The following is a 14,328-nucleotide window of genomic DNA, read 5'->3' on the forward strand; positions in this document are numbered from 1 at the left end:
CTAGAAGTCGAAATCTGTCGTGAACGACCGCTTGATGGTGTAGTTCCCCTTCGAGAGCAACTTCCATTGAGTCGTGTTAGGGATCGGCTCTTCAAGGCGCAGCTCGACGGGTCGGTTGTTGTACTGGTCAGCGTCCTGGGTCAGATACAACACAGACTTCTGGTACCGGTCGCGCTGGTTGTCAGATGCACTGTCAAACGTGAGGATGGGCTGGTCAGAAATCAGCGTGTCGCCAACGTAAAGGCCGAGGCGCACTTGGCGAGGTCGGATCTTGTCAGTTACCGCTTCACGCTGAAGCAATTTGACTGCAAGCTGACCGGTGGTGATCTTGTCAGTCTCGGGCATGAGGTCGACATTGACGTACCGGACGTCGCTCTTACGCTTCTTATTGACCGTGATCACTGGGACCACGATCTCCTGGAGCGATGCACCGCCGTGAACATATCGGGTACCAGCACCGGGTTGCGGAATGCGGTGGATCGACTTCGGAATCTGAATGTCGATGTCCCCCACGAGCCCCACTTGTGCCGAGGTGAACGTCATGAAAGACGGGGAGGGTTTCAGCGACCTCCCCAGTACGTAGCGTCGGTTGGTCTTGGTGACCGCGTCCCCCTGCGGACTCTCTGAGAGGTAGTAGGCCTGCTCCAGCGGGATGTCCTGGTAGAGGAACCCATGATCGGCGGTGATCAGGATGTTCGTGGCGTTCGCGTTAGTCCACTTCTTCACGAGTTGGAGCAGCTCGCGCAATGTCTCTTCAGCGGCCTCAAAGACAGTTCGCTCGGTTGAGGCCGAATCTCCCGCGGCATCAATGCGGTCATGGTAGACGTAGAAGATCTGGTGCTTCGTGTAAAGCTCGCGAAGTTCGCTTCCCGGCATCGCCAGAACTTGAGCGGCCGTGATGGCATGCCCTTTGACTGATTGCAGAATCTTGTCGCGGTTCGCGGTTCCGTTCGTCGGCTTCCCGTCCGCCAGCACCGGCAGGCCCACGGGGTCGAGTTCGAGGCTCGACTGCGGCAGTAGCGACGCCATACCGAGCTGCGTATAACTCGGTAACGAACCGAGCACGGCCGAGAGGGAGGCATCGAATCGGTTCTCGCTACGGACCGTCGAAGCGAGTTCCTCAGCGACCTCGTAACGCATGCCATCAGAGATGATGACGACCACCTTCGTGCGCCCGTCCTTCACGACGGGAGCGACGTGGTTGTCATAGAACTTGGCCTGCGGTGCGAGAGCAGGAGACTTCCACTCGCTCAAGGGCTCAAGTGCCTGCTGCCATCGCCCCCCGAAGTCGTAGAGGTACTTGTTGGCATACTGCTTATCGACCTCAGCTTTGAGCGCTTCAAGTGGCTTCTGGAAATCAGCGGTCTGATGTGCGTAGGTGAACCAGCGGTAGTGCTGGTCGATACGGAACCAGTCAGACTGATATTTCTCCAGCCCGACGGCGGCCGTAGCGATTGCATGCGGCAACCCGGCGATCTCTGTAAGTAGCTCGGACGCACTTTGGATGGCCTTGTAAAGCTTGGTGTACTTTGCACTCCACAGGCTGTGCTGCCGTTGTCGAACAATCTCAGCAACCTCGCGGGGCGTCACCGACTGGGTAGCGACGGCGGCGGCGAGATCCACAATCACCTTGCGGTCGATCTCCTCGAAGATCGTGACGTTAGCCAGTTCACGGTAGTCTCGATGCTCAATCCTCGTCTTGACGTCGAGCGCGTCGGAAGCGCGTGACGCGAGTGTTGTCATCACGTCCTGCGTGCGAACATCGTAACGCAGTGCGTTGAAGTCGCTGCGGATGTTGCGGAACTCGTCAGGCGTGGTCGACGAGAAGTCCTCGATCGCACGGCTGAACATCCACAGAACAAAGTCGTCAATTGTCGGTGTCGTGCTCGCGTACTTATAGATGCTCGCAAGCCCGTCCCAGAAGAACTGGCTGAGACCAAAGGTCACAAGATCATCGAACCTGGCGTGCTTCCCCGCTGCGTTCTCAACCACGAGTTCGCGCACGATATCGGTCAGCTTGTTGCCGGATGCTTTGACAAGCACCTGGCACATTTTGGCGCGAAGGAGCGCCGCGTCGTCGCCGTCACTCAACAGCTTCACCAGCGCCTGCTTGCGACTGTTCGCTGCAAAGAACTTCTGATGCTCTTCGATTACCGGCAGCAAAGCAGGGTCACTGAGGCCTAGCTCCTGCTGGAGCATAGAGGTCCTGTCCGCGGTGAAGACCCCGTATGCCAACTCGAGGTCAAGCAACCAGTTCGCTGTTCCGTGTGGGATGACGCCGGAGCGGTAGACGAGGTACTTGCTGGTGTGATCAGCGAGGATCGTGCTCTTCACCCCAAATTCGTCGTCCTGAACGCGGATGACGTCGACGGCGCCAAGATCGAGCGCATCAAGGTCGGCAGTGTATTCTTCGTTGGGATCGTGCCAGAACACCACCCGTTGGGCGGCGAGTCGGCTTTGAAGTGCATCCTGGACGGAGGTCAGATCAGTCACTCGCTGCCTCCAGTCCCGGAATCTTCTTGAGCGCGGCACCGAACTTCGGGTAGTTCACCTTCACACCATCGTCGAGGTCGATCACAACGTTCTCGGATGCCTTCGGGAAGAGCGTGTCGTGCTCATACTCATTCAGCTCGACAAGGATTTTTCGGAGCCGATCCGCTTCCTTCGCGTTCCCAGCACGCTCAGCCTGCTGCAACGCCGACTCAAGCTTCGTCACATACTCGCGAAGGTAGGTGAGGACCGTCGAGACCGTCGACGGCGTGTAGCGGTGCATGTAGATCAGCGCATTGAACGAACCCTTAGGACTGGAAAACAGCCAATAGATTGGGCGCTTCTTATACCGCTTGACGTGGTCCTTGTAAAACGACTTTACGAAGTAGTCCCGTAGCTGCTTCACACCGAGTGACTTGGTGACGAACTGCAGGTTCTCCTCGAAGTATTGCTCTCCGAACGCGGCCCGCAAGAACTGGCGGAATCGCTCGATGATATCGTCCTCAAACCAGTCGCCGTCCACGATTGGAATCACGTTGTCGGCGTCCGGCTCGAACGTCGGCGACGGGACCTTCGCGAGGTAATCCTGCAATGTTGCGCCCTGATCAGCGAGGATGAGCCCCGGCTCATCGAGGCTGTAGCGCCCGAACATGCAGCCGACTGCATAAGAAGCCAGGTCGTGGACCGCGCGATTCGAAGCTGCGGCGCGCCGGGCAGCAGCGCTGGCCAACCCGCTATGCGCCCAATCGGGATTGCTGTTAAGCGTTACATCCTTGAGTGAGACTTCCACCGGCACGGCATCCCCGAGCCCCAACGCGTACGCAAAGGTCTCGTTGTTCCGCTGCTCAATCCGAGCGAGGTGAGAGGCGCGTTCCTCGAACACAGAGAGCGCCGCGGCGACAGCGTCAGCGACCCGCCCCTCTGGCTTCATACCCACCAGGTAATTCTGGGTGAAGTCCAAGGAAGTCTCTTGTTCATCCCAGTCCTCCTTCGCCAAGCGACGAGCTTCCTCAGCCAATGTCTCTACCTGTCCGCGCGGAACCTGGTCCGACCAAGGGAGACTGGAGACATTGCCTGGCTGGAAGTTGAGGGTTGGATTTAGGGCACGGAGTATGTAGTCGGCGACGCTAGAGGACAGATAAGCCAGCAGGACCGGGACCGAAACGTCGTTGTCCCGCGGAAAGATAGCTGCGGACGGGTCATTGAATATGAAGCCACGCGGTTGATACCGCCCTGAAAACCGGCCAGTCGAGATTTTCGACCAGGTGACACCCTCATGAAATATGTCATCGAGGTTAAAGTTGTGGGCCAGCACACGCATACCCGTTGGGTCCATTCGCGTCTGTAATACCTTCCCGTCGTCTTTCCAGTCCAGTACAGCACTGATGTTCCCATACCACTTCCGATACTCGCCGCCCTTCGAGATCGGAAACCATCGCAAACCCGAATCGGCAGCCTCCTGACGCGCGAAGTCGATACCGATTTCGTTGCGTGAGACTTCGAACCACTCTCGAATATAGGTATTGTTATCACCGGTGATCAGGCCAATCCTTGTGTAAGCGACGCTCGCGAGGTTACTGCCGTTAGCGAACGCTGGTGCGATCACTTCCGCGACCCAATAGACGAGCGGCTCACCAGGTAAGCCCCGAAAAGCACTCCGTTCAACTTCAAAGCAATTAAAGGACGTGCGATCGTTCACAGACTCGCGGAAAGCAACAGCCAAATCTTTGCCTCGCTCAGTGTTGACAAGTCGAACGAAGGTTGCAGGTCGATCGTCGGTGGCGAAAGTTACGAACGTGAAAGCGCAGATTTGAACTGTTGCACTATCAAATCCCCCTAATGGAAGCTCGATCAATGATTGAATTCCATGGCGATCCAAAAGAAGCCTTCTCAACTCGGCGTGGGCCGAGATGTACATCCAGACATTCGGAGACATGATTCCGGCATACCCTCCGCGGACGCACAAGTCCGCGGACCGTTTCACAAACGCCGAAAAGAGATCCGACTTGAAATTTGCATAGAAGTTTTTCAAGTACTCGAGAAGGGGCAGCGAAGCATTCTTCATGCCCATGTATGGTGGATTCGCGACAACAACGGAGTACCTCGGTGCCAGGAACTCGGCCTGGCGAATTTGCCGGTGAGCCCAATCGATCGCGTTGGCACGGAGAATGTCGCCTCCATCATCGAGCCTTGCGATGTGATTAGCCAGCCGCAGAGCCAAGACAGGATCAGGCTGAATGAGGGAACCGACGATGTCAGCCTCCGCGAACTGGTTCCAGAACGCTTCCTCGGCGCGACGGTCGCCGTCCTTGGTCACGAGGTAGCTCAACTCGTCAGCGGAGAAGGAGATCGGTTCGAGCACGCAGATATTTGGGGCGACGGGGTTCTTAAGGAACAGTTTGCGCTTTGCGGTGGCCTTCATCGTCAAAGCGAACGCTGCCAAGGCACCGGCACGTGGGTCGATTTCGGTGCCGTAGAGGTTGTTCGTGAGGATCAGTCCCGGAATCTGCGATGGAGTGTAGCCCTCCTCCTCGTAGATCGCATAAAGGAGGTCAAAGGCGTAAGTGAGCATGTGCCCGGACCCACAGGCGGGGTCGATCACCGTAAGTTCTTCGGGTTTGGTGATCTTGAGGAAGTCTGTTTCTTCATCGACCGGAGCGATGTAGTAGTCCATCTGTTCAATGAGGCGTGACTCAGGGTGGTTGAGCATCCATAGGCGACCGACGGAGTTCTCAACGAGGTACCGGACGATCCAGTGCGGGGTAAACAGCTGTGTGGCCGCAGGGATCTCGTCAGCCCCAGCCTTCTTGTTCTTCTTGAACCCGGCGAAGACCTCATCCTTACGTTCGGAGATATAGAACTGGTAGAGCCAACCAATGACTTCGACGTCTTGGCAGACCTCCTCAGTCAGCACAGTCACGGAACGGCTCAGGACAGAGTCCTCGGCGAGAACGTTCGCGGGGATCAGCAGTTCGGTGAAGTCCCCTTCGCGCTCGAACATGAACGGCATCGCCCGGTTCCAGTAACGGCAGTAGTCCGCGAGCAGCAGCGAATAGGCCTCGGCTTGAGCGTCGACACCTGGTCGGGGCTGGCGGGTACCGTTGAGGAGTCCCGTAACGGTGGCCACGTTTGCACCCTTGACCACGTCACCATCGACCTGGCCGCGCTTTGCGGCAGCAAGAATCTCAGGTTGGCCGACCTGGTCTGCCGCGGGTGAAACGACGCCGATCCCTGTGTACCCATTGGCATCCATGAAACGCAGCGCGATGATGCGGTTGAACCAGGTGTAGGCGACCTTGTCGGTCACGTGCGCCTTGCCCTTGTCGCCGCCGCCTCCCACGGAAATCGCGCGTTCCAGCTCCGACACGGCTCGCGGTTGCTCGACACGCTCGGGAGAACCCGGGGCAAGAACCGCTGTGATGCGCGCGGCGACCTCGCGGATGAGTTCTGTACGCGCTGAGGTAGCAAAGGACTTAAGGAGGGTGGTATCCATCAGAGCGTGATTCGCTTTCCTTCGTTGAGGGTCGCAACCAACGCGGTCCGCAAAGCGGCCAGGTAGTTATCGACATCCGATTCAGATTCGAGGACACCGGCAACCCCAGGGGCCTTTATCGTCTTCACCGAAACCATCGGCTTCGGCGGCGGAGTGTCGCCGTCCCCGACTTGCTGTGACTCAACGAGTTGACTCAGCAATGCCGGGTAATCGTCCTGCTCAAAGGTCGCTCCCGCCTGGAGAATGATCGCGACCTGTGTTTCATTGCTGAGTCGCGCGAGGATAGCGTCGATTCGTCTCATCACGCTCTCCTGTGCCGCTGGCGTGGCGTTGGCGTAGTACGCGCTACCAAGGATTTCGGTCCTACGCCCTTCGATCGCTGCAATGACGGCCGCACGCCTTTCGGCCACAACGTCGTCAATCTGGCTCCTCAAAGCGTCGGCTGCCACCTTGAGCTGGTTCATCTTGTTGCCACGGAAGGCATTAGCATCCGAAAGCAGTTCCTTGACCCGCTCGGCACTACCTGCCGGAAGCGAGCCGAGGTTTCCCGAATTGGTGTTCAGAAGGGTCTGTGCTTCGTCGAAGATCTTCGCCTGCTGCCCGTTGAGGAAAGACTTGATGGGGTCGATCAAGTCCTCCTTCGCTTCGAGCAGCTCATCGGCCCTGTCGAAGTCGTTGAGGTACCAGTCGACATGGTTGCCGACGACGTCGTCGAGAAGAGCGACAACGTTGGCGAGTTGACTTGTGAACGGGTACCGGCTGCTGCCCACAAGGGCAGCTAGTTCGTCACGCCTCGCCGAGAGCTTGTCCTTGCCAAACCTGGCAAGCTCGGTGGCGTCGGACGGTACTGCAGCTTCGTCAAAGAAGTCGGTGCAGAACTTCTTGAATGCGGCGACCTTCGCCTGATCATATGCCTTCTGGGGGGCAACGACAACATGCTGATGCTTCCCTGTATTGCGGATCAGGGATGCTGCTTCGGTCCGAACCACCGGGTTGGAATCGACACTCAGCGCCACCCTGCCGTTCCCCACGAGCCATCCGAGCACAACCTCGATTGAGCCGAGGTCCCAGCCGTAGGGCTTGGTCTCGAAGTGGTCGATGATCTTCTTGATCGTCACTTGTTCCCCCAGGCCAGTCTGGGTGATGATCCAGGACTCCATCTCAGTACCCGGCGAGTTCAGCGCGCTGAGCGTCGCCGCGTCGAAGAGACCCCCATCGTTCTGCACGGCGCTCGCAACCTGCTGCTCAGGGAACACCTTCCCGCCGAGCAATCCCAGGCTGGTATATGTGCGGCTCACGAGTTCCTGGAACCCGTCGGTCACGCGTGTGAGCGCGTCTTGCGAACTGGACGTGACCTCGGCAGCATTGATAATCAACTGGGCATTGCCCACAGCCTGCCGAAGTCGCTCGATGAGTTCCTTCTCGCGGTCGGTGTTGAGTATCTGCTTGGACTGCAGGATCGCCTGCATTGAGGGAGTAGCACCGGAATTGGTGCGCTGCTTGGTGTACTTCTCCGTCTTCAACAGCAGTCGCAGGTCGGCGAGCAACCGCTTGTCGCGACCGAGGAACACTCGCAGCTCGTCCCGACCCATGCTCTGTGCCGCGATCTCGGAGTCGCTGTAGCTGGTTTCGGGAGTGATGAAGTGGATGGTCAGATCACGCTGAGTTCCCTGCGGAATGTCGTCGAGCTTGAAACCAAACGAGAAGTCTTGGCCGTTCTTGGCGTACTTGAGTTTGTTGCTCTTGAGAATGTCTGAGGAAAGGTACCGGAAGAGCTTGCTAGAGACCTCGGAGGAGTCAACGTCGACCGCCTTGATCTCCTTTTCAATCTCTTGTTCCTCGTTGGTGAGGTACTCGTAGATGTTGCCGTTCCGCTGAACATACGATTGTGCTTCCAGGAGGTTGAGTGCCTCCTGAACCTGCTTGCCCAGTCCCGTGAGGTCGAGCCCGAAGCGGTCATAAACGAGCACGGTGAGGTTACGGGGAGTCGCTTTGAAGGTGTCAATGTACTTGACCAGGAACAGCGCCTTCAGCAGACGATTCGCGAGAATAGTGACGTCCGAGCTTGGGTCAGGCAAGTGCTTCTCAGCCTGGAGAATGGCACTCTGAGCGGCCGACTTTAGTGCCGCGCTGATTCCGGCGAACATCTGGTCGAAGGTGGCAAGGTAACCAACCTGCTCGTTTCCGATGCGCTTGGCAACTTCCTGGACCACGCCGAGCATCGAACGCTCACCGACCGAGCTGTTCTTGCCCTCGAACATGTTGTGGTCGGACAGGCCCTCGATCGCGGCCTGAAACATCGGAATTTGGTAGGTGACGAACGGATACGTGTTGATGAAACGGGTTTCGTCCACGTAGTTGCGGTAGGTTTTCGCGCCGTCGACAAAATTGAAGATGGTCGGGAAGTTCGCCGCCTGCGTGGAATGGATCGCCTGCAATTCGGTCGTTCCAGCGTCGTTCTTCTCCAGTAGACGCTTGCTGATGACTTCTTCGACGTCTTGGCTGGTGAGCTTGACCTTGGTGCTGAAACGAGCCTGGATCTTGGAGAAGTCGTTCCCTTGTTGCCTCGTACGGTCGCCGATGACCTTGTCCATGTCTTCCTGCGAAGTCACGAAGACCCACGACCGGCCCTTGCACTTGGTGTTGAGAGACTCGGCGATGGTCTGGAGGTTGAGCATGAGCTTGACGTCATCGGCGATGAACTGACCGACCTCGTCAACGAAGAAGTTGAGCCTGAAGCCTGGCTCCTGCGTGTCAATCCATGCCTTTACAGACGTCGCGAAGTCTTCGATCGAGACTGCGTACGACTTCTGGTACTGGGCGATGATGCCTGGATTCGCCTCACCATTTACCTCAGCGAACGCCTTGTCAATGTTGTGACCTTCAAGTGCGGTCTGCTCGCGCCCTTGTGACCAGTCAATCCCGGCGATCCTCGCAAACGCTGCCTTGAACGCGTCATACTGGCCACGCTTATCAAGGTCTTCCTCAAAGCGGGCGACGGCGCCGTCGTTACCGAAATATCCGCGACTCTCGTCGAACACCTTGACGAACACCTTGAGCAGTGCGTCCGTCTGGTCCTTTGCGATCAGGGTCGCCTTCTGGTCAATGTTGAACAGCAGGCTCTTGGCAGGGATGGCCGCTGCCTTCTTCAAAGATGCAATCAGCATTGCGTCGTCTGTCTTGGCGAGAAAACTCTCTGCAACTCTGTCGCGCTCAAATGCCTGGCCCTCGACGTCACCGAGGAGATGTGCGAGCATCTTCAACAGGTGGGATTTACCTGAGCCGAAGAAGCCCGAGATCCACACGCCGTTGGCGTTTGTGTAGTTGGTGTACTCCTCCAGTAGCGGCGCAACACCCTTGGCAGCGTCGTTGGTAAAGACATACTCCTCGACTTCGATGCCGAGGTGGTCAGCGTCATCGGCTTTGACGACACCCTCGATCGAGCGAGTGACGTCTTTGAGGAAGATCTCGTTAAGTTTCATCGGGTCATGCTTCCTGGTCGAGAATGCGCTTGGCGCGGTAGAAGGAGTCGTCTTTGAGCTGGCCGAAGAGGACCAGGGCTGAGCCCTGAGTGGCTGACACCTCGTATCGGCCAGGGAAAAACATCAGCATCGGCTTGTCGGATACGACGGTCTGCAGGTTGTTGAGCACGGTGTGCGAGCGCACGAACGGGAACACTTCGCCGACCCCTGTCAGGAAGAGGATCTGAAATGACTCGGCCGCCATCAGCTCCTTGATCGCAGGCGCGAGATGCATCTGCGGGTCAAGCATGTTCTGCAGCATCTTGAGGAACTCTGGCTTGTCCATCGTCGGCTCAGCAGCAAGGACTCGCTCCCAGACGTTGCGCTTCTTGAGCAGGTCGACACACAAGTCGTAAAGATTGATCTCGAAAACATTGATCCCCAGCTCGGTGTTGAGCTTGGTTTTGATGCGCTTCTTCGCCTGCGCAACGTCAAGCGCCCACGACGGGTCATAGTCGTAGATGAAGTGGGCGACCTCATTGCCGAGGCCCTCCATCCTGAGAAATCGTTCGCTGCTGAGTACCCGGAAGAGGTGATCCTCTTGCTCAGCAAGGGTTTGCTTTGGCTGCATGAATTAGTAAGCCTCCCTCGTCGGGAAAAAGCGGATGTCACTTGGAATCCGCGCTGACAGGCACTCCACAACACGGGCCGATAGCAGGGTCGGTTCGATGCCCCCGTCGGAATTTACGAGTGCGGCCTCGGTCATCATTCGGAAGATCACCTCTCGAAGCTTCTTGTAGGTCGAGTCGGCAATGGTGCCCAACTCGTCGTGCCACATGGATTTTGCGCGAAAGAATGAGTCATAATCTGTGTAAGAGATGGATCCAGCTAACGTGAGAAACTTTTCACGCAGCACTTCCTCCGCGAACTCACCGATTAGGTCGTATCTTCGGCAGGCTGCTGCCCACATCAAGTGTCCGCGTTCTGAGGCGGTGATGTCGTCGAGTATCTCGAGTTCGTGGTCACTAAGCGCAGACAATCGCTTGATTGTCTCGCGGGCTACACGTACCCCGGTGCGATATGTTCTCGCCTGCAAAAGGTTCTGGGATACCGCGAGATCGCGTACCTTTTCCCAGTCCTTCAGTTCAATATAAATAGGGGCGAGAACCGCTGCTTCTTTCGAAAGAAGGGCGCCGCTGGTAAAAGACAAAGCGTAGCGATCTTCTGCGCTTTGAGCCATTGGTCCTCCTTTCAATTTGGGCAGTAGGTCAGGATATGAGTAGCCACTGACATTCATGTCGATGGCGGTGTGTCGCATTGGTAAATTAGGACGGTTCTGAGCCCTCCTGCGCTGCAGCCCCACCACGACGAACCCAGTCGTCGACCTCTGTGGCTTGGAACTTCCAGAGGCGACCGATCTTGTGGGCGGGCATCCCCTTTTCGGCGATCCAGGTATAGATGGTGTCCTTCGTGACGCCAAGGTGGGAGGCGATGTCGTCAGCAGACAGCCACGGCTCAGTCACGTTTAGTCCTCCCTTACCGGCCCATTCGGGCAGTCACTGCCAATGATATCGAAGTTGTGCCGATTGAGCCGGGTTTTTCCGGGTGAATGTGGTTGTCAGCGGCCTATGCGCTGGCCGAGCCAGCTTGCTGCAGTGTTATGCCAGCGTTCATTATCGGCATTCCAGTTGAGGGTGTGACCAGCGTCGAAAGCTTCAAGGGTGACGAGTGCTGGGCGCTGGTCCCGTAAGCACTTAGAAGTTGCGAACGGCGCCGAGTCATCGCGAGTGCCGTGAAGAATCAGCGTCGGGACATCGAGTTCGTGAGCCCGTTTCACCCAGTTGAAATCTTCGAGAGGCAATGCCGTTGGCAGGCCGACCATGCGCGCAAGCGGTTCCTTCATCAACCACGGCATCGCGATTGCGCCTGCACTGCTGGGCAGCCCGGCGCGCTTGCAGTTCGCTTGGATTACCGATCGCCAGTTCAGTACTGGTGAGTCAAGCACGAGTCCGACGATCAGTTCTCGATACTCCGCTCGGTGTGCAAGTTGCAGCGCAATCGCGGCACCCATTGACCAGCCGAAGAGCACGATCCGTTCGGCACCACGCCTGATCGCGTTACCGATTGCAGCATCGACGTCTTCGATTTCAGTGACGCCGAGTGTCGACCTGCCGTTGCCGAGGTGTGGGCCTTCGCCATCGTTTCGGTAGGTGACCACGAGCGAGGTGTAGCCGAGTTCGGTCGCGACCTGCACGCCGCGAATCGTACCTGCTCGGGAACTGCCGAGCCCGTGAACGTGTATTGCCCACGTTGAAAGGTCGCCATCGATCCTCCAGGCAGGGGCATGACCAGCTGGCGCATTAATGACGATCTCTCGGTGTTCAAGGCCTGCGTCTTCTGGGGATGAGTAGTAGATGCCACTCCACGAGGCCAGATCTCCTGCTCGTGGACTGAACCCCTCGGAGGTTCCGGTGATGGTTCGGGCGATGCGCTTGGATCCTCGGTCTTCTACTTCGTTTCCGAGCTGCACCCAGCCACCGCGTTCGAACCAGAGGTTACAGACGCCTTGTGCTTCTGTGTCCTGAGTGCGATCGAGCACAAGACGCGACTGTCCATCAGCTTGTTCAACACCACGCACAGTGAGGTCGAAGTCGCGCGGCCCGATCGGTGCAGTGAGCTTTCGAGCAATACCACAACCCAGAGCAGCGCCTCCGGCACCGAGTATCGCAGCCGCAGTACTCAGGCTCGCCGCGACGATCCTTCTCGTTCTCATTTCAACGCCTCGTCGAGGTCAGTCGTGGTGAAACGTGTCGACATCACGGACGTTGTACCCCGTACCAGGAGGTGATTCTCGGCTCGTTCAAGCAGCGCGAGATCGGTAGGGCTGATCTCGAAGACGACACGTGGGTCGATCATTGCATCTCGGATCTCCACGACATGTCGATACAGCTTTGCTTCGGGGTCCTCGAATACCTCTGAGCCGGGGTGCAATTTGCTCAAGCCTGGTCTGAGCTTCGTCGCGTTACGCCAGATTGGATCAAGCTGCATCAAGAAGGCGTCCGTGCGCACTCCTCGAAAACGACGCAGCACAGAGCGCGTGGCGGGCTGCGCTACGAAGCCCGCACACAGGAACAAGAATGTTGCGAGTGTGAGCGGCCCGTAGGCTGCATCGACAAGGCGCATGAGATCAAGGGCTCCGATCATATGCGTGACGTCCATGAAGACGACCGTGGCGCAGAGGGCAATTCCACAGCTTGCGCCGATCGCGAGTAGCAGAGCAGGGACGCGCAGCAGGCCCTGCGTGACCCGACATTGGCCGATAGCCAGTGCGAGCATCGCGGCAAGGACGATGCCACAGTACGTAAACACGGTGATCGAATATGCGCCGACCAGTGGCTGATCTCCGTGATCACTCATGAACGTGGTGGTGGTGTGACCTCGGTCCGCGAAACTGAACATCGTGGCCACGCAAACAAGAGAGATGAGGAGCGTGGGCAAGCTGATGGCGATCCGCACGAGTCGAGGCCGGTAATCTCCAGCCCGCATGACACCTCGACCCAAAAAGTACAGGCCGGTCATGAGCAGCATGTCCCCGGCAAGCGTAATGAAGTTGGTTCCGCCAAATAGCGGATCGAGAGCGAGATAGACGGGATCGATGTTCAAAGTCATCGCGAGAGCGATGATCGTTGACGCATAAGTGATGCTGTGATCAGCGCGACGACGACGGAGAACGAGCAGGCTTGCAACCAGCGCCCACATGACGCATGAAACAAGCACCTGGATCACCCGAAAATCTCCGTGTAACTCGTCTCGGCAAACGCAACCCCGCGGATCCTCGCTGCAAGCTGGTCCGCGAGGCTCTCAGCCGCGATCTCCTCTTCGGTGCTTACATCTCCGCGGGCGAGTGCTCGGATACGCAATTCCGCGGGAATGTCTGGCAGGAGCGTATCTGGAATGTTGCCTGCGAGAGCATCACTATCGTTTTCGCAGTGACCCAGGATGATGTGTGCGAACTCGTGCAGCACAAACTGTTGAGTGTGTAGCGCGGAGTCGCTGTGTGCATGCAAGATCACGTCACGATCGTCGGAAAATAACAAGACTGCGCAGAGCCCGCTAGATTCCCCAATCTCAGGAACTTCCGCGACTACGATTCTTCGCTGACGGAGGCGCTGCACCGCGCCCGTAAGTTCTTCAAAGGTGAAGTGCTCGCCCAGGTGTAAGCCCGCGAGTGCGATAGCCACTTCCTGATCGATATTCATGACTCACTCTGTTATCTCTTCATCCAAGAACTTGGTGATGGCTTCGAGAGTTTTCGGTGAAAGGTCTCCGAGTGTGCGAGTCGCGTATGACTTCACTCGTGCAGCCCGCATGGCACGAACAAGATCAAGCTGCGCATTCACCTTCGCAGGAGCAGACACGTCGCTGTCCCCAGTGAGGAATGCGACATCGACGTCGAAAAACTCCGCGAGCCCCTCAACGACGAGCGGATCATCGACTTTCCGGTGACCATTGACCATGTACGTCCATCGTGATCTCGATAGGTTCACCCCACGCTCTTTCAAGAACGCGGCGATCACAGAATGCGACGGTTCGGTCCCACTCTCAGCGGTCTTCACGTCGAGTAGCAGGCGCAGGCGCTTCGCCAGCAGGTCGGCTGCGGCCTGGTTCTGCTCTTGAGTCTTGCTCATAATGCCCCTCCCCTCGGGATGGGTTCGGCAACGGTGACGTTTCACGCGACTGCGACTTGTTGTGCATGCTCAATATAACTCTTGAGCATGCACAAATCAAGGGTTGTGCATGCCCAACGATCCGGGTAAGACTTGAAGCCATGTGGCGTTAAGCATGCTCAACGAAGACTTGTTGGTCATGCATTCTGACCTGCGC

10 protein-coding genes are annotated in these 14,328 nt (G+C 57.5%); all 10 read right to left on the reverse strand.

The window, feature by feature from the left end:
- The gene (gene pglZ / locus EVS81_RS01575; protein ID WP_130108836.1) at positions 1-2,493 is read right to left on the reverse strand and encodes a BREX-1 system phosphatase PglZ type A; all 2,493 of its coding nucleotides are present in this window, start codon (positions 2,491-2,493) and stop codon (positions 1-3) included.
- Positions 2,486-5,983 carry a BREX-1 system adenine-specific DNA-methyltransferase PglX gene (pglX, locus tag EVS81_RS01580; RefSeq protein ID WP_130108837.1) on the reverse strand — a complete coding sequence of 1,166 codons (3,498 nt, stop codon included), beginning with the start codon at positions 5,981-5,983 and terminating at the stop codon, positions 2,486-2,488. Before pglX ends, pglZ begins: the two co-directional genes overlap by 8 nt.
- Positions 5,983-9,465 (reverse strand): BREX system P-loop protein BrxC, encoded by a 3,483-nt coding sequence (gene brxC, locus EVS81_RS01585; protein ID WP_130108838.1) that lies wholly within the window; start codon positions 9,463-9,465, stop codon positions 5,983-5,985. Before brxC ends, pglX begins: the two co-directional genes overlap by 1 nt.
- A 4-nt stretch (positions 9,466-9,469) precedes the next feature.
- Positions 9,470-10,075, reverse strand: a complete 606-nt coding sequence (locus EVS81_RS01590) for a DUF1788 domain-containing protein (protein ID WP_130108839.1) — start codon at positions 10,073-10,075, stop codon at positions 9,470-9,472.
- Positions 10,076-10,078: 3 nt separating this feature from the next.
- A complete protein-coding gene (locus EVS81_RS01595; protein ID WP_130108840.1) occupies positions 10,079-10,684 on the reverse strand; it encodes a DUF1819 family protein in 606 nt (201 codons plus the stop codon).
- An 85-nt stretch (positions 10,685-10,769) separates the two neighbouring features.
- Positions 10,770-10,967: a helix-turn-helix domain-containing protein gene (locus EVS81_RS01600; protein WP_130108841.1), complete on the reverse strand. Its 198-nt coding sequence runs from the start codon at positions 10,965-10,967 to the stop codon at positions 10,770-10,772.
- A 95-nt stretch (positions 10,968-11,062) separates the two neighbouring features.
- Positions 11,063-12,217 (reverse strand): alpha/beta hydrolase family protein, encoded by a 1,155-nt coding sequence (locus EVS81_RS01605; RefSeq protein WP_130108842.1) that lies wholly within the window; start codon positions 12,215-12,217, stop codon positions 11,063-11,065.
- Positions 12,214-13,230, reverse strand: coding sequence for a hypothetical protein (locus EVS81_RS01610; RefSeq protein WP_130108843.1), 1,017 nt, complete (start codon positions 13,228-13,230; stop codon positions 12,214-12,216). Before EVS81_RS01610 ends, EVS81_RS01605 begins: the two co-directional genes overlap by 4 nt.
- The gene (locus EVS81_RS01615; RefSeq protein ID WP_130108844.1) at positions 13,227-13,703 is read right to left on the reverse strand and encodes a hypothetical protein; all 477 of its coding nucleotides are present in this window, start codon (positions 13,701-13,703) and stop codon (positions 13,227-13,229) included. Before EVS81_RS01615 ends, EVS81_RS01610 begins: the two co-directional genes overlap by 4 nt.
- A gap of 3 nt (positions 13,704-13,706) precedes the next feature.
- A complete protein-coding gene (locus tag EVS81_RS01620; RefSeq protein WP_130108845.1) occupies positions 13,707-14,132 on the reverse strand; it encodes a hypothetical protein in 426 nt (141 codons plus the stop codon).
- Between the last annotated feature and the right edge of the window lie 196 nt (positions 14,133-14,328).

The sequence above is a fragment of the Leucobacter triazinivorans genome (genome assembly GCF_004208635.1).
GTDB lineage: Bacteria > Actinomycetota > Actinomycetes > Actinomycetales > Microbacteriaceae > Leucobacter > Leucobacter triazinivorans.